The sequence below is a fragment of the Neoakkermansia glycaniphila genome (genome assembly GCF_001683795.1).
Lineage (GTDB): Bacteria > Verrucomicrobiota > Verrucomicrobiia > Verrucomicrobiales > Akkermansiaceae > Akkermansia > Akkermansia glycaniphila.
In genome coordinates this window covers 37,538-52,301 of sequence record NZ_LIGX01000019.1, presented here as the reverse complement: position 1 = coordinate 52,301, position 14,764 = coordinate 37,538, and the positions used below count along the sequence as shown (strand labels likewise).

The window sequence follows — 14,764 nt, the reverse complement described above, 5'->3', positions numbered from 1 at the left end:
AGAGCAATTACGCTTGACCGGCGAAGCAAACCATGAGAAAACACCTCCGCGCATGCGACTGCTCGTCTCTCTCTCTGACCAAAGCTTCAAGGCCACCAAATCGGTAGGCATCTTCAACGTATCGCTCGGACTGGCCCGCGCCCTCATACACACTCCGGGCATCGAAGAACTCCACATCCTCGGCAACGACGAATGCGCCGAAACCTTCGCCGGCGTACCATCCCACGTCAAACTCCACCGCATGCACACACCCGTCCCGGGCGGCTGGAAACGCCTCCTCTGGGATCAGTTCGGCCTCGTCAAAGCCATCCGCGCCATCCGGCCCGACTGGGCACTCCTGCCGAAAGGCTTCCCTCCCTACTGCTTCCCCTGCGACAACACCCGCCTCGCCTGCTACGTCCACGACATCATCTGGGAACACTACGAACAACTCCCTCCCGAACAACGGCAGCACACCCCCTTCCCCCCGTTCGAACTCCGCTACTTCCGCACCCTCGGCCTCCGAGCCCTCGCCAAGGCCGACCTCATCCTCACCTCATCGCAATTCAACAGGGAACGCTTCGCCGCCCACATCCCGGCAGCCCGCACCGAAGTCATCGGCATCGGCTTCGACACGCCTGCCGCGCCGCCAACCCTCTCGCAAGGCTCCGACCTCCTCCTCTACGCCTCGCCCTACCCGCACAAACTCACCGCCCAGGCCATCCGATGGCTCACACCCTGGCTAGCCGAACATCCGCACACCCGCGTCCACCTCATCGGCACCCTTCCGGACAACATGGCGCCCGCCGTATCCTCTGCACAATGGATACGCCACGGCCGTATCCACCGCGACGAACTCACACGCATCATGACCACGGAATGCCGCCTCTCCATCTACTTCTCCGCCTACGAAGGCTATGGCATGCCCCCCATAGAAAGCCTCATGGCGGGCCTCCCCTGCTTGGCATCCGACATCCCGCCCATTCGCGAAAACATCCCCGCCGACTGCCTCTTCCCCAACAGCGACCACGCCGCCTTCCTTGCCAAACTTGACGAAACCTACGCCCGCCCGCAACTGACCGCACCGCTGCAACTCAAAACATGGGACGAAATTGCAGCCCAAACCGTCCGTGCCATGCAAAAAAACAAATAACGCTTGCCCTTTCTCGGCTCCCACCTCATAATCAGCCCATGGCAGACCGCATCTGCGCCATCTTCTCGCACTACTCGCGAGCTGAAATCTCTCTGAACTGCCTGCGCCGCCTCAAGGAACAGACCGTCCGGCCCACGCGCATCGTCATCGCCAACAACAGCACACCGGACGACCCGGCTCTCGGCCTCTTCCAAACCTACGCCGAAGAAAACTTCCCGCCCGGCACACTCTCCATCGTCCAGCTCCACACCAACATGGGCAATGCAGGCGGATGCGCCGCCGCCATGAACGAAGCCTTCTCCCACCCGGAAATCGGCTACGTCTGGATACTCGACGACGACTCCTGGCCCCGCCCCGACACACTGGCGCAACTCCTCGCCATCGAAGACACCGCACCCGGAACCGACAAACCCATCATCCGCATGAGCCTCGTCGTCGACCCATCCCGGCACGACGAACTCAGCTGGCCACTCACCGCACGGGAACCCTCCGCAGCCCCCTACGACTGGCAAAACATCGCACTCCGCGCCGACCTGCCCGACACCCCCGCCATCCCCAGCCGCGGCGGATGGCTCGGAGCCCTCTACCCCCGCCGCCTCTGGGAAGAAATCGGCGTACCCACCCCCGAACTCTTCATCCGCGGCGAAGACGAAGAATACCCGTGGAAAGCCCGCCATGCAGGCTACACCTTCGTCACCGTCCGGCACTCCCTGCTCGACCACCCCACGCCGCCCTCCGAACTCATGCATTGCCGCATCGGCAACCGCGCCTTCTTCTACGAACCGGGACTCGACGCATCCCGCTTCTACTACAAAGTCCGGAACTGGGCATGGCTCCAGCGCCTCAAAACACCGAAAAACCCCGTCAAAAGACTCCTTGCCTGCGGAGCCTACATCTGCCTCGCCCTCCACGGCATGCTCACCGCGGGCGACTGCTCATGGCGCAAAACATACGCCCTCTTCCGCGGACTGCACAACGGCTACTACGGCCATCTCCGCCCCTACTGACAACCTGAGCCGCAGCTGCCGCATCAATCGGAACACGTACACACAATGCGCGACTTACCGCCATCGTCAAGCCGATGCCCGCACTTGCGCATCACTCCTTCAATCTCCTCCCACGCATCCTCCAGCAAACCGTACCCTGCCGGAACCAGACAACGGTCATACCTGTAAAACTGCGCTCCTGCCGGAAACTTCCGCAGCACCGCCTCCAACTCATCCACAGAAACCACGCGGTACACCTCCGCCGGATACCTCCTTGCCACCACAATCACCATCTTGGGATCCCCTTCCGCCGAAGCATCATTCAACAGCATCACCCCATAATCGTCGCTATCGCTCAAAACGGACGCCACTGTCCCTCCACCGCTCTTGGGAAACTCGTGAAAAACAATCTTCCCGCCATCCGCCACCGGCACAGGCGCCGTATCGCCGAAAACACACCCGCAGCACAACGCCAGCACACCCGCAAAACAAATCGAATTCATCCCTTTCAGAATATCCGGCAGCCAACCCGACGTCAAACACAAACAAACGACCAAACCCGCCAAAAACACAAAAATGCAAAATTTGACTTTACAAACGGGAGAAAACCCGTAGAATCATCGCCCCGACGCAAATCTTCAACCATAGAATCATACAATGAAAGTTCTTTCCTCACTCGCCTCCATGAAGCGCCGCCACGCAGACTGCCAGATCGTGAAGCGCAAAGGCACGCTCTACGTCATCTGCAAGAGCAACCCGAAGTTCAAGGCTCGCCAGGGCGCAACCACCGGCACCCGTCTGAGCAAAAAAGGCGTCAAGTAAACCGCGCCGGAACACACAATCTTCTGGGAGGCCGGAGCGAACTCGCATCCGGTCTCTTTTTCGTATCCGCATCACATGGAAACCACGCGCTTCTTCCCACTTGGCGAACTCGCACTCGACTGCGGAGAAACCGTCCCTGCGGCCGTACTCGCCTATGAAACCTACGGCACACTCCGTGCGGACCGCAGCAACGCCGTCCTCCTCTTCCATGCGCTCACCGGTAGCCAGCATGCCCACGGATACAACCCCTCCATCCCCGAAGTAGCGCCCCTCTGGCAGGAAGAAAACCACGAAGGCTGGTGGAACGCCATGATCGGCCCCGGACGCCCCCTCGACACCGACCGCTACTTCATCATCTGCGCCAACCTCCTCGGCAGCTGCTACGGCTCCTCCGGTCCCTGCAGCACCCACCCGGACGGCACGCCGTGGGGCAGCCGCTTCCCCCTCATCGCCGCCGGAGACCAGGCACGGGCGCAAGCCGCCCTCCTCGACCACTTCGGCATCGAACGCCTCCACCTCGTCGGCCCCTCCGTCGGCGGACTCATCGGCCTTGCCTTCACGGCGCTCTTCCCCTCGCGCGTCCACAGCTTCATCACCATCGGCTCGGGCTACCAACCCTCCATGGACCACCAGTTGAGCGTCTTCGAGCAAATACTCGCCATCGAACTGGACCCCCTCTACCTCGCAGGCCGCTACCCGCTCGACAATCCGCCGCGGCAGGGACTCGCCTTTGCCCGCATCATCGGACACAAAGCCTTCGTCTATCAGGAAGGGCTTGCCGAACGCGCACGCGAAAGCACCGGCGACCGCAAAAACATGCTCACGTGGTACACCCCCACGCGCAACACCCAGAGCTACATGCTCCACCAAGGCACCAAATTCGCCAACCGCTTCGATGCGAACTCCTACATACGCATCGCCGACATGTGGATCAACTACGACCTCCGCACCATCACCGGAACCGCCACGCTGGAACAGGCCCTCGAACCTTGCCGTGCAGCAGGCATCCCTTTCCTCGTCTTCTCCATCGACACCGATGCCTGCTTCCGCCCGGAAGAACAGCGCGAATACGTCCGCCAACTACAGCGCATCGGCATCCCGGCCGAATACCACCTCATCCGCTCCGAAAAAGGACACGACTCCTTCCTGCTCGAACCGGAACTCTATGCCGAACCCATCGCCCGCTTCCTGCAGCGAAGCAACGCCTGAACAACCTAGACAGGCAAAAGAAGGAGACTAATCAATCGTCCTCCTCATCCATATCCGGCGTATGCATATTGCTGGACACGAGATTCTCCGCCTTCTTCGAGAGAACCTTGGCAATGCACCAGACAAACAAAGTCCAGGCAAAAGCCACGGACAACAGCATCGTAATCCAACCGGCGGCAGTCATGATATGGGAAGACGGGATTGAAGACTCTTGACCTTGGAATGGAACCGGCGCGAACTCCACGCCACCATCCCCATAAACACCAGCACCAAAAATGCCCAACCGAGCGGCACATAGGCTCCCGGCTCGCCATTCAACAAATTCTCGATCTGCGGGCACGACGTACCGAACACATTCTCATACAGCCACGACAGGAAAATGGCCAGCAGAATCATCGGAGACACCCACTTGGCCACATACATCACCCAGAAAGGCAAATCGATATCCGCCCCCAGCTGCAGCTCCGCGTACCCCTCCTTCAACCCCATCTTGAAACAGAAAATCACAATAAAACAGAACGCCAGAATATACAACCCCAGCGTACCCACCCAGAAATCCATCGTATCCAGACCGACAAGCCCCTTGCTGAACCAGGAAACAGCCAGCGTACCCAGAAACGCCATAAACCCAACCAGCACGATCGACTGCCTCCGGCGCAACAGCCAGAACTCTTCCAAAAAGGCGATCGCCGGTTGAATCAGTGAAATCGAACTCGTCACCGCCGCCAAAAACAGCAACCCGAAAAACAGCGTACCGAACACCCGCCCGCCGGGCATCTCCGCAAACACCTGCGGCAACACCTCGAAACCCAGCCCGAACGTCGACGACGCTGCCGCAGCAGCCACCCCGAGAAACGCCACCGCAGCAGGCACGATCATCATCCCGGCAATCCCCACTTCCACCACCTCATTTGCGGAATTCGCCGTCAACGCACTCAGAGCGATATCGTCCTTCTTCTTCACATAACTCGCATACGTACACACCGAACCGAAACACACGGAAAGAGACCAGAAAATCTGCCCCGCCGCCGCCAGCCACAGGGACGGATTCATCAACCCCTCGCTGATCGTAATCTCGCGAATCCTCTCTGCCCCTCCCGAAGCTGCAACCTGGGCTTCCTTCACCTGCAGCACTGCACTATCATTCTGCGGCAGCATCTGCAGAATCTTCCAATCCCCCTCCTCATTCCTGCTCTCCAGCACCACCTTATTCGGATTCCACATATAGCCGAGCCCCTGCTCCACACTCCGGTCCGGATGAGCAGCATCCGGCGTCCCCAAAGTCAGCACGCGCACCATAATCACCAGCGAAGTCAGCAGCAACACAGGCAGCGACCACTTGCAAAACCACTCGATCCCCTTCCCGATACCGCGATACATCAGCCAGTAATTCAGCACAAACGCCACGAGAAAACACCACAGAAAAGAACTCCGGGACACATCGAAAGCCGCCCCATTCTCCGCCACGCCGACAAACTCGCCGAAGGTACCTTTGAAATCCGTCACCTCGGCAAACTCGCCGCACACCATCTTCCACGCATACCCCAGCGTCCAGCTCTCCAGAAACAGATAATAAAACGAAATCGCCAGCGGAGCCGCGACCCCCAGAAGACCCACATACTTCCACCAGCGGGAACGGGTCACCAGCATGAAAATGGACGAGGGAGAATGCCCACCCAAAGCCCCACCCCTGCGGCCTACGGCCCACTCCACCCAAGCAAGAGGAATCCCCATCAGCAGCAGAGAACAGAAATAGGCAATCATGAACGCCCCTCCGCCATACTGGGCTGCCAACCCCGGAAACCTCAGGAAATTGCCGAAACCGACTGCACCTCCCGCCACAGCGAGAATCATACCAAGGCGGGAATTCCACCCTGCCTCCTTACCTCTAGATTTCGGAGTCGACTCACTCATGAACTACCGGGAACATTGTATTGAAATAACCGTTCCATGGTAATACAAACGAACAATGAGTACAAGTGCAAAAACTGTCCCGCATTCACACTCGAAAGCACGGCTCTCGCAACAACGGCATCACACGCTGCGGAGGCGCCTCACAGCGGAGCGATACCCAGCTGTTCAGGCAATGCAATACGCGGCCTCTCCGTCAAAATCTCGCCGCCATGAGAACTCACGGCCACCGTATGCTCGAAGTGCGCCGACGGCTTGCCGTCCGCTGTCACCGTCGTCCACTTGTCATCCAGCACCTTCACGCGGAACGTCCCGGCATTCACCATCGGCTCGATGGCCAGCACCATACCGCGCTTCAAACGCGGCAACTTGTGATTCGGACGATAATTCGGCACATTGGGCTCCTCATGCAAATGCCGCCCCACGCCGTGTCCCACGAAATCGCGCACTATTCCGAAACCGAACGGCTTCACGAAATCTTCCACGGCTCCGCACACATCGGCCAGAGAACCGCCCTGCTTCGCTTCCGCGATCGCGCGGAACAAGGATTCCTCCGTCACAGCCAGCAACTTCAGCGTATCGGGATCAACCTGCCCGACGGGCACCGTCATGGCATTATCGCCATACCAGCCATCCACAATCGTACCCACGTCGAGACTCACGACATCGCCGTCCCGGATCACCCGATCGCCGCCGATACCGTGAATCACCTCCTCATTCACCGAAATGCAAAGCTGACCGGGAAAACCGCCATAGCCCAAAAAGGCATTGCCGCACCTCTCGCGCTTGAACAGCTCGGCGGCAAACTCATCAATCTCCCTTGTCGTTCGCCCCGCAACCACCTCCGGCATCAAATCCATCAAAATACGGGCAGCCACTTCGCCCGCCTTGCGCAACTTCGCAATTTCATTCGGATTGCGTACCGGAATGCGGTCGGACATGATACGGAAACTTATTCGGCAAATTCTTTCAACTTCTGCGAAATACGCAGAGAAACCTCTTCAGGCTCGCCTTCCTCCGTTACACGCACGCGAACAGCCATACCCTTTGCAGCATAGTAATTGGCTACGGGAACCGTCAGAGACTCATAATCCTGCCAACGACGGGCAAATGCCTCCAAATTGTCATCGGCACGCACACGCATCTCACTCCCGCAATCCGGGCAGACGGACTCACCGTCGCGGGTAATCAACCCGCACTTCGTACACTCCTTACGCTTCAGCATACGCGCTTCGATCAGCTCGCGCGCCACATCCAGCCAGACGACCACATCCACACCGAGACCGCGCTCGCGCATAAACGAATCCAGCGTCTCCGCCTGAGCCACCGTACGGGGATAACCGTCCAGCAGCCACGGGGTCTCATCATTATTGGACAGCCAGCCGCGCACGATATCGTTCACCACTTCATCGGGCACCAGCATCGCACGATCCATGAAACTCTGCGCCTGCCTGCCCAGATCCGAGCAAGCCTCAATCTCCTGCCGGAGAAGAGCGCCCGTACTCAACGTATGCAAACCGAAAGCCTGAGCCAGATAGCGGGCCTGGGTACCCTTTCCGGATGCAGGGCCACCCACCAGAACGAAACGCTTGAGAGTTTTCATAGCAGGAACAAGATAAAATCGGACTCAATACCGGTCAGCGCACAACCATATACACCGTAATAGCGGCCAGAATCAGGGCGGCGATCACGCACCAGACAACCGTCACCGTGCTGCTCGAAGCGGCTTCGCCCGTTCCTTGCAGGTGGGCATACTTGCCTCGGATCTTGCCCTTCTTGAGGAAACCGTCGTAATTCTTCTGCAGAAGCGATGTTTCGATCTGGCGCATCATATCAAGCAGAACCCCCACAAGAATCAGAAGGCTCGTGCCGCCGAAGAAATTCGAAACGATAGGCTCCACATTCGTTGCCAAGGAAAGCAGGTACGGAAGGAAATAAATCAGCGTCAGGAACAATGCACCGGCAAACGTCAATCTCTGCATCGTCTGGTCGAGGAATGCCGCCGTGGGAGGGCCGGGGCGCACGCCGGGCACATAGCCACCGTTGCGCTTCAAGTCTTCTGCAATCTGCGAAGGCTGGAACATCGTCGCGACCCAGAAGTAAGCGAAGAAGAAAATCATCAACGACGAAATCACATAATACATGAAGCTCGTCGGCACCATCCAGATGCGAATCATACTATCCAGCCAGGAATTCGGCCAGATCTGGCTCACCAGCAGCTGCGGCAGCGAAAGAATGGCAGTCGCGAAAATCACGGGCATCACCCCCGAATAGTTCAACTTCAGAGGAAGGTACTGCGTACCGCCCTGCGTCATCTTGTTGCCTACGATGCGCTTGGCGTACTGCACCGGAATGCGGCGCTGCGCCTGCGTCACCGTCACCACCATCGCAATCACAAGAATCAGGAAAAGAATCATGGCCACCAGAGTCAGCGCTCCGGTCGGATTCACTTCACCCGCCACTGGCATCACGAAACGCTTCCAGGCAAGAGCAAAGGCACCCGGCAGGGAGTGAATGATATTCACCGCAATGATCAACGATACGCCGTTACCGATACCACGCTCCGTAATCTGGTCACCGATCCACATCAGCAGCATCGTACCCGTCACAATGATAAACACCGTCGAAATCGTGAACAGGGAGCCGGGGAACATGACCAAATTACCCAGCCCGGAAAGGCCGAGACGGTCAGGGTGCTCCAGAGAACCGACGAGAAGGTAGCCCTGCACAATGGCAATGACAATCGCGAGAAGACGAGTATACTTCGTCATCTTCTGGCGGCCGCCTTCCTCGCGCAGCATCTTCTGCCACGCTGGCACCACGGCGCCGAGAAGCTGGGTCATAATGGAAGCGGAAATATAGGGCATGATCCCGAGTGCGAAAATACCGCACTGCTGCAGACCGCCGCCGGAGAAAATCGTCAGCATCGTACCGAGACCGCCGAGCATGCCGCCGCCATCGTCATTCTTCGCCATCCAGTCGGAAAGCTGTTGTACGTCCACGCCCGGCAGAGGGAGATGCACGCCGAGGCGCACAATCACAATCATGGCCAGAGTGAACAGAATGCGTCGGCGAAGATCCGGCACCTTCATCATATTGGTAAATGCTGAAATCATGGTCTTAAGTCTGATGGATGTGAGGAAAAATGGGCATGCAGCGCAAAGGCTCGCCTCCCCCGGTATGCATGGGCGCCGCATGGGTCACTCGGACGGCGCGGACGGGAAGAGAACCTGATGAACGAACCGGGCGGCGCTGCGCCACCCGGTTCGTCGGTAACCTGATCAGGCTTCGCTCAAAACGGTGAGCGTGCCACCGGCAGCCGTAATCTTGTCGCGTGCGGAAGCACTGGCAAAATCCACGGTCACCGTGAAGCTCTTGGTGACAACACCTTGTCCCAGAAGCTTGACTGCATCGCATGCACCCTGGACAAGACCGCGGGCGCGGAGCGAGTTTTCATCAATGGTCGCACCTGCTTCAAAGAAAGCTTCGAGCTGGCAAACGTTCACCACGGCAATTGTGTCCTGGAAACGCGTGTTGCTGAAGCCCTTCTTCGGAAGACGGCGATGCAGGGGCATCTGGCCGCCTTCAAAGCCGGGGCGGATCGAACCGCCGGAGCGAGCCTTCTGGCCCTTGTTGCCCTTGCCGCAGGTCTTGCCGAGGCCGGAGCTTTCTCCGTTGCCAAGGCGCTTCTTGCGGTGCTTGGCACCGGGATTGGGCTTGAGAGTATGAAGTGTCAACATGATTCGTCAAAAATACGTTGGATGATTAAATGGCGGAATCCTTCTTCTTCTTACCACGGGCGGAGAGGACTTGGTCAGCCGTCCTCAGCGAAGTAAGGGCGGTAAGCGTAGCCTTCACCACATTGGCGTGGTTGGAAGATCCGAGGGACTTGGCAACGATGTCGCGCACGCCAGCTGCTTCCAGCACGGCACGGACAGTATTGCCGGCGATAAGACCGGTACCGGGAGCGGCAGGCTTCAGGAGAATCTTGCCACCGCCGAATTCGGCGTAAACTTCGTGAGGAATCGTGCTGTTCACGACGGCCACGGGCTTGAGATTGCGCTTGGCAGCTTCCGTACCCTTGCGGATAGCGTCGGAAACTTCATTAGCCTTCCCGAAACCGAAACCGACCTTGCCTTCCTGATCGCCGGAAACGACGAGCGCAGAGAAGGAGAAGCGGCGACCGCCCTTCACCACCTTGGCGCAGCGGTTGACAAACACAACCTTTTCCAGGAGCTGAGGACCGTCTTCCACGGGAGCTTCGGCACCGCGGCGACCGCCTTCGCGACGAGGACCACGAGGACCGCGATTTCCACCCTGGCGGAAACCACCTTGGCGGAAACCGCCCTGGCGGAAACCACCGCGCTCACCGTTATTCGGAGCGGCAGCGGGAGTTGCAACACTTTCGGCCGGAGCCGTTTGTTCTTCGTTGTTCATTCGATGATCTTTCTCGTTTAGAATTTCAAACCAGCTTCGCGGGCGGCATCGGCCAGAGCCTTGACCTTCCCGTGATAGAGGAAACCACCGCGGTCGAACACGACTTCAGTGATACCGGCGGCGAGAGCGCGTTCGGCCATCAGAATGCCCACCTTGGCGGCGGAAGCACAGTTGGCCTGCTTGGCGTCAGCGTCGAGCGTCGAGGCGCAGCAAAGCGTCACACCCTTCGTATCGTCGATCACCTGGGCATAAACATGCTGATTGGAGAAGTGAACGGCAAGGCGAGGACGCACGGCTGTACCGGACAGCTTCTTGCGGATACGGCGGTGAACGCGGTTGCGGATAGCTTTGCGATTGATCGTACTCATATACTTATATCAAATATGCTAAGGATTCATGAATTACTTACCAACGCTCTTGCCTTCCTTGCGGCGAACGTTTTCACCAACATAGCGGACACCCTTGCCCTTGTAGGGTTCGGGCGGATAGTAACCGCGCACTTCGGCGGCAAACTGTCCGACCATCTGCTTGTCGATACCTTCAACCTTCACCTTCGTATTGTCGGTGACGGTGATTGTCAAACCATCCGGAATCGGTTGGTTGATCGGGTGCGACTTGCCGAGGCTCAGATCGAGGATCTTGCCCTTGACAGCGGCGCGGAAACCGACGCCGATGATTTCAAGCTCCTTGACGAAACCTTGGGAAACGCCGACGATCATGTTATTGATCAGCGAACGGTTCGTACCGTGCAGGGCGCGAAGCTTGCGGGAATCGTCAGCGCGGTTGACGCTGAGTTCCGAACCTTCAACGGAAACGGTGATACCTTCGGGAAGCGCCCACTGGAGCTTACCCTTCGGACCTTCGACGAGAACGACGGAGTCCTTGCTGCTGACTGTGACGCCAGCGGGAACCGTGATGGATTTTTTACCAACTCGTGACATATTCTTCGTTCTGTTGAGGATTACCAGACGAGGGCGACAAGTTCGCCGCCGATCTGCTGCTTGCGGGCCTGCGCGCCTGTCATCAGACCGGCGGAGGTCGAAACGATCGAAATGCCGAGGCCGTTCATCACGACCGGAATTTCGCTGGAGTGGACATACTGACGGCGGCCCGGCTTGGAGCAGCGCTTCACATCGGTCACGATGGATTTGCCTTCGGCGGAGAACTTCGTCTTCACCTTGATAGCCTTCTGGACGCCTTCACCGATCACTTCATATCCCCAGATATAGCCTTCCTGCTCGAGAATACGGGCAAGTTCGGCCTTGATACGGGAATAGGGAGCGGTAAACTCTGCGTTGCGTGCGATACCTGCGTTCTTCACGCGGGTCAGGAAATCGGCGATAGGATCACTTAATACTGCCATAATCTTGAATAATGGTTATGCGTTGGCGGTTTGAGTTTCATCAGCCTTCTTGGTGGCACGGAACGGAATACCGAGCTCAGCCAGCAAGTCGCGACCTTCGTCGTCCGTCTTGGCGGTCGTCACGAAAATCAGGTCGAAGCCGATTTGGCGTTTGATTTGATCCAATTCAATTTCCGGGAAAATGGACTGGTCGGAGATACCTACGGCGTAGTTACCATGGCCGTCGAACGACTTGGAGGGAAGACCGCGGAAGTCGCGAATGTTCGGCGACGTCACATTGATGAAGCGGTCGAGGAATTCCCACATGCGTTGTCCGCGCAGCGTCACGCGGGCACCGAGGACTTCGCCCTCGCGCAGTTTGAAGTTGGCAACACTCTTGCGAGCGTAGGTCATAGCCGGCTTTTGGCCGGTAATTTTGGCGATTTCGGCGACAGCGTCTTCAACCGCCTGCTTGCGGTCGGGATGCTTGCCCATGCACGACGTCACCACGATCTTCTCGAGACGGGGAACCTGGTGCACGTTTTCATACTGATGCTTCGCTTGGAGGGCCGGAACGACCTTCTCGCGGTAGTATGTCTGTAACGTTGGTGTACTCATTGTTATAATAGCGGGTCAGCTCTTTGAGGTGATTACGAATGGATTGGCTTAAGCGCGGAACCAAGGCTGTGCCTTAGCTCACTTTCTTCACATTGGAAATATGAATTGGGCCGTCCAGCTCCTTGATGCCGCCTTCCGGATCCTGTTCGCTCGGGCGAGTCGCCTTCTTGATGACGCGGGCGCCTTCGACGATAACAGTACCTTTAGCTGCATTCACGGAGAGAACAGCGCCACGCTTGCCCTTATGCGAACCGGCGATAACTTGCACAGTATCACCTTTTTTCACGTGGGTTTTCATAGACTGTATTTCTTCGCTTGTGCGTTGATAAACCCCAGCCACACCTGTGGCAGGGGCGCAGAATATACACTCGGCGAGCTTCCTCGTCAAGACCATTCATTAAATTTGAACATTTTTTCGCAGCCCGGCGACAGCCGAACCAAGCACATCTTCACCATGATCCGCCATGCCTCATCAAGAGGAAACCCGCAAAAAGCGGCAATTATCATTGTCATGACTCGTGAAATCACTATACTTGATCCCATGAACGCCACCTGTAGAGTCGGCCTCCTCGCTCCCAGCCGGCAGGCTCAGGCCCTCGGCACCAAAGCAACCGTCCTCCAGACCCTCGCCAGGAAAGGATGCGAAACCAGCATCCTCGAACCGGACGACCTCCGGCATGCCAATCTCGGCCACCTCGACATCATCCTCTGCCTTGGAGGTGACGGCACCATGCTCTCGGCGGCAGCGGCTGCAGCCCGGCACGGGGTCCTGCTCGCCGGTATCAACCTTGGCCGACTCGGCTTCCTCACCTCCTGCGCCGTGGCGAACATCCCCGCCTTCGTCGAAAGCCTTTGCGAAGGCACCTACATCGTCGAAGAACGCACCATGCTCGCCGTCACCGCCTACAATCGAAAAACCGAAGAACGCCGGGACACACTGCTTGCCCTCAACGAACTCGCCCTGCTCCGCGCACAAACCGGTAAAATGGTCGATCTCGATGCAGAAGTAGACGGCACCCTCCTCAACCGCTACCATGCGGACGGGGTCCTCGTCGCCACACCCTCCGGCTCCACCGCCTACTCCCTCTCTGCCGGAGGCCCCCTCATCTGGCCCGGCTCCGAAGTCTTCAGCGTCACCCCCATCTGCCCGCACAGCCTCACCAACCGCGCCGTCATCCTGCCGGATAGCGTCACCATCACCCTGCGCCCCCGCGAACGCAGAGGCAGAGCAGACAGCATGATCTTCTCACTCGACGGCCGCACCACTCACAGCATCGGCCTCGAAGAATCGCTCGAAATTCGCAAGGCTCCGCAAAAACTCCGCCTCTTCCAAATGCCGGGAAGCAACTTCGCCTCCCTTCTCCGCGCCAAATTGCGCTGGCAGGGTTACGAACTCCCCTAACTCCTACTCCGCATCTCCCAGTTCCCGAAACCGCACCGCACGCCGAACCTCATGGTACAGCCTTCGCTTGTACCATGAATTCAGCAATCGCTGCACCCGGTGGTACACCAGCTGCTTCACGGAAGGCGGCACCGCCCTTGCTCGCCGCCCCATCGCATCGATCGAACTCGGCAAATCTGGCGATGGCTCGCAAAGCGGCGGAAACACTCCGACACCCACGACACCATCACGGCAGCACACATAACCCAGCTGCGTATCGAACGCCATCCAGTAACGGCCCATCCGCTCCAGCACCCTCCTCGCACCTTCCCGGGAATACAGAATCGCCAGGGCATCCCGGGAAAGATTCTTCGGATATACCACCTCAAGAGAACAGTCCACCCCAACCACCCGACCCAATGGCCAATTGGAGCCCGGCGTCCATAACTTGACAAAATCCCACCCTGTCACCGTCCGAATCAACCGGCTCACCGCAGAAGGAAGAACAGGCCCAAAACTTGCATCATCCTCCAAAACGACGCAATGCGTATGCGGCGAACCCAAAAACATCCGCAAACACCGCAAATGGCTCTCCATGCATGCCAGCTCCGTCGGCAAAAGATCGACAGAAAACTCCTTCCTCCGCCTCTCCCGGTCAAACCCCAACTCCATCTGCGCCACATCGTCGCCCGTCACCGCCGGAACCAGCGACAGATCAATCCCCGCCCTGCACGCAAACTCCTTCAGGCGCCTCCTGCGTTCGGAGGAACTCTGCAAACTGATCGCCAGAAATAAAATTGTCGCATCCATGGCTCGCTCATTCATAAAAATGCACCTAAAATAGGTGAATACACACAAACACTACAACACACTCCATAAAATGTAAATCAAATTATTCACCCAATTTGGGTGAATCAAGAAATTAG

The 14,764-nt window shown here is 58.0% G+C and carries 19 protein-coding genes; 5 read left to right on the top strand and 14 right to left on the bottom strand.

Going from position 1 to position 14,764, the window contains the following annotated elements; genetic code table 11:
* Positions 1–52: 52 nt before the first annotated feature.
* Positions 53–1,132: a glycosyltransferase gene (locus tag AC781_RS05350; protein ID WP_067774649.1), complete on the top strand. Its 1,080-nt coding sequence runs from the start codon at positions 53–55 to the stop codon at positions 1,130–1,132.
* A gap of 38 nt (positions 1,133–1,170) precedes the next feature.
* Complete coding sequence (locus AC781_RS05345; protein WP_067774646.1) at positions 1,171–2,139, top strand: glycosyltransferase; 969 nt, start codon at positions 1,171–1,173, stop codon at positions 2,137–2,139.
* 23 nt (positions 2,140–2,162) lie between these two features.
* Here the strand turns inward: AC781_RS05345 and AC781_RS05340 are convergent, their stop codons facing one another.
* On the bottom strand, positions 2,163–2,621 hold the full coding sequence (locus AC781_RS05340; RefSeq protein ID WP_067774643.1) for a hypothetical protein: 459 nt from the start codon (positions 2,619–2,621) through the stop codon (positions 2,163–2,165).
* Positions 2,622–2,775: 154 nt separating this feature from the next.
* Here AC781_RS05340 and ykgO point away from each other — a divergent pair, with 154 nt between their 5' ends.
* Positions 2,776–2,940: a type B 50S ribosomal protein L36 gene (ykgO, locus tag AC781_RS05335; protein WP_067774640.1), complete on the top strand. Its 165-nt coding sequence runs from the start codon at positions 2,776–2,778 to the stop codon at positions 2,938–2,940.
* A gap of 75 nt (positions 2,941–3,015) precedes the next feature.
* Complete coding sequence (locus AC781_RS05330) at positions 3,016–4,149, top strand: homoserine O-acetyltransferase family protein (protein ID WP_067774637.1); 1,134 nt, start codon at positions 3,016–3,018, stop codon at positions 4,147–4,149.
* A 31-nt stretch (positions 4,150–4,180) separates the two neighbouring features.
* Here AC781_RS05330 and AC781_RS13980 read toward each other — a convergent pair whose 3' ends face one another.
* The 12 genes from AC781_RS13980 to rplX all read right to left on the bottom strand — a co-directional run bounded on the left by AC781_RS13980 (position 4,181) and on the right by rplX (position 12,755).
* Positions 4,181–4,333 carry a hypothetical protein gene (locus tag AC781_RS13980; protein ID WP_172801768.1) on the bottom strand — a complete coding sequence of 51 codons (153 nt, stop codon included), beginning with the start codon at positions 4,331–4,333 and terminating at the stop codon, positions 4,181–4,183.
* On the bottom strand, positions 4,330–6,063 hold the full coding sequence (locus AC781_RS05325; protein WP_083076604.1) for an SLC5/6 family protein: 1,734 nt from the start codon (positions 6,061–6,063) through the stop codon (positions 4,330–4,332). Before AC781_RS05325 ends, AC781_RS13980 begins: the two co-directional genes overlap by 4 nt.
* Before the next feature lie 140 nt (positions 6,064–6,203).
* Positions 6,204–7,001: a type I methionyl aminopeptidase gene (map, locus tag AC781_RS05320; protein ID WP_067774631.1), complete on the bottom strand. Its 798-nt coding sequence runs from the start codon at positions 6,999–7,001 to the stop codon at positions 6,204–6,206.
* A gap of 11 nt (positions 7,002–7,012) precedes the next feature.
* The gene (locus AC781_RS05315; protein WP_067774628.1) at positions 7,013–7,663 is read right to left on the bottom strand and encodes an adenylate kinase family protein; all 651 of its coding nucleotides are present in this window, start codon (positions 7,661–7,663) and stop codon (positions 7,013–7,015) included.
* A gap of 34 nt (positions 7,664–7,697) precedes the next feature.
* Positions 7,698–9,176, bottom strand: coding sequence for a preprotein translocase subunit SecY (gene secY, locus AC781_RS05310; RefSeq protein ID WP_067774625.1), 1,479 nt, complete (start codon positions 9,174–9,176; stop codon positions 7,698–7,700).
* A gap of 165 nt (positions 9,177–9,341) precedes the next feature.
* Positions 9,342–9,797: a 50S ribosomal protein L15 gene (gene rplO, locus AC781_RS05305; RefSeq protein ID WP_083076617.1), complete on the bottom strand. Its 456-nt coding sequence runs from the start codon at positions 9,795–9,797 to the stop codon at positions 9,342–9,344.
* Between the two features lie 28 nt (positions 9,798–9,825).
* Entirely contained in the window at positions 9,826–10,497 is a 672-nt protein-coding gene (gene rpsE, locus AC781_RS05300) for a 30S ribosomal protein S5 (RefSeq protein ID WP_083076601.1), read from the bottom strand.
* Positions 10,498–10,514: 17 nt separating this feature from the next.
* Entirely contained in the window at positions 10,515–10,865 is a 351-nt protein-coding gene (gene rplR / locus AC781_RS05295) for a 50S ribosomal protein L18 (RefSeq protein ID WP_067774619.1), read from the bottom strand.
* A gap of 33 nt (positions 10,866–10,898) precedes the next feature.
* Positions 10,899–11,438 (bottom strand): 50S ribosomal protein L6, encoded by a 540-nt coding sequence (gene rplF / locus AC781_RS05290; RefSeq protein WP_067774616.1) that lies wholly within the window; start codon positions 11,436–11,438, stop codon positions 10,899–10,901.
* A gap of 20 nt (positions 11,439–11,458) precedes the next feature.
* The gene (rpsH, locus tag AC781_RS05285) at positions 11,459–11,860 is read right to left on the bottom strand and encodes a 30S ribosomal protein S8 (protein WP_067774613.1); all 402 of its coding nucleotides are present in this window, start codon (positions 11,858–11,860) and stop codon (positions 11,459–11,461) included.
* Between the two features lie 15 nt (positions 11,861–11,875).
* The gene (gene rplE, locus AC781_RS05280; RefSeq protein WP_067774610.1) at positions 11,876–12,457 is read right to left on the bottom strand and encodes a 50S ribosomal protein L5; all 582 of its coding nucleotides are present in this window, start codon (positions 12,455–12,457) and stop codon (positions 11,876–11,878) included.
* A gap of 73 nt (positions 12,458–12,530) precedes the next feature.
* Entirely contained in the window at positions 12,531–12,755 is a 225-nt protein-coding gene (gene rplX / locus AC781_RS13665) for a 50S ribosomal protein L24 (RefSeq protein ID WP_067774607.1), read from the bottom strand.
* Positions 12,756–12,998: 243 nt separating this feature from the next.
* Here rplX and AC781_RS05270 point away from each other — a divergent pair, with 243 nt between their 5' ends.
* Entirely contained in the window at positions 12,999–13,859 is an 861-nt protein-coding gene (locus AC781_RS05270; protein ID WP_071133292.1) for an NAD(+)/NADH kinase, read from the top strand.
* A gap of 3 nt (positions 13,860–13,862) precedes the next feature.
* Here the strand turns inward: AC781_RS05270 and AC781_RS05265 are convergent, their stop codons facing one another.
* Positions 13,863–14,648 carry a glycosyltransferase family 25 protein gene (locus AC781_RS05265; RefSeq protein WP_067774601.1) on the bottom strand — a complete coding sequence of 262 codons (786 nt, stop codon included), beginning with the start codon at positions 14,646–14,648 and terminating at the stop codon, positions 13,863–13,865.
* Positions 14,649–14,764: the final 116 nt, after the last annotated feature.

Bases quoted from the DNA above. Each gene is read 5' to 3' on its own strand.
- AC781_RS05350 (WP_067774649.1), top strand. From the start codon at position 53: ATGCGACTGCTCGTCTCTCTCTCTGACCAAAGCTTCAAGGCCACCAAA.
- AC781_RS05345 (WP_067774646.1), top strand. From the start codon at position 1,171: ATGGCAGACCGCATCTGCGCCATCTTCTCGCACTACTCGCGAGCTGAA.
- AC781_RS05340 (WP_067774643.1), bottom strand. From the start codon at position 2,621: ATGAATTCGATTTGTTTTGCGGGTGTGCTGGCGTTGTGCTGCGGGTGT.
- ykgO (WP_067774640.1), top strand. From the start codon at position 2,776: ATGAAAGTTCTTTCCTCACTCGCCTCCATGAAGCGCCGCCACGCAGAC.
- AC781_RS05330 (WP_067774637.1), top strand. From the start codon at position 3,016: ATGGAAACCACGCGCTTCTTCCCACTTGGCGAACTCGCACTCGACTGC.
- AC781_RS13980 (WP_172801768.1), bottom strand. From the start codon at position 4,333: ATGACTGCCGCCGGTTGGATTACGATGCTGTTGTCCGTGGCTTTTGCC.
- AC781_RS05325 (WP_083076604.1), bottom strand. From the start codon at position 6,063: ATGAGTGAGTCGACTCCGAAATCTAGAGGTAAGGAGGCAGGGTGGAAT.
- map (WP_067774631.1), bottom strand. From the start codon at position 7,001: ATGTCCGACCGCATTCCGGTACGCAATCCGAATGAAATTGCGAAGTTG.
- AC781_RS05315 (WP_067774628.1), bottom strand. From the start codon at position 7,663: ATGAAAACTCTCAAGCGTTTCGTTCTGGTGGGTGGCCCTGCATCCGGA.
- secY (WP_067774625.1), bottom strand. From the start codon at position 9,176: ATGATTTCAGCATTTACCAATATGATGAAGGTGCCGGATCTTCGCCGA.
- rpsE (WP_083076601.1), bottom strand. From the start codon at position 10,497: ATGAACAACGAAGAACAAACGGCTCCGGCCGAAAGTGTTGCAACTCCC.
- rplR (WP_067774619.1), bottom strand. From the start codon at position 10,865: ATGAGTACGATCAATCGCAAAGCTATCCGCAACCGCGTTCACCGCCGT.
- rplF (WP_067774616.1), bottom strand. From the start codon at position 11,438: ATGTCACGAGTTGGTAAAAAATCCATCACGGTTCCCGCTGGCGTCACA.
- rpsH (WP_067774613.1), bottom strand. From the start codon at position 11,860: ATGGCAGTATTAAGTGATCCTATCGCCGATTTCCTGACCCGCGTGAAG.
- rplE (WP_067774610.1), bottom strand. From the start codon at position 12,457: ATGAGTACACCAACGTTACAGACATACTACCGCGAGAAGGTCGTTCCG.
- rplX (WP_067774607.1), bottom strand. From the start codon at position 12,755: ATGAAAACCCACGTGAAAAAAGGTGATACTGTGCAAGTTATCGCCGGT.
- AC781_RS05270 (WP_071133292.1), top strand. From the start codon at position 12,999: ATGAACGCCACCTGTAGAGTCGGCCTCCTCGCTCCCAGCCGGCAGGCT.
- AC781_RS05265 (WP_067774601.1), bottom strand. From the start codon at position 14,648: ATGGATGCGACAATTTTATTTCTGGCGATCAGTTTGCAGAGTTCCTCC.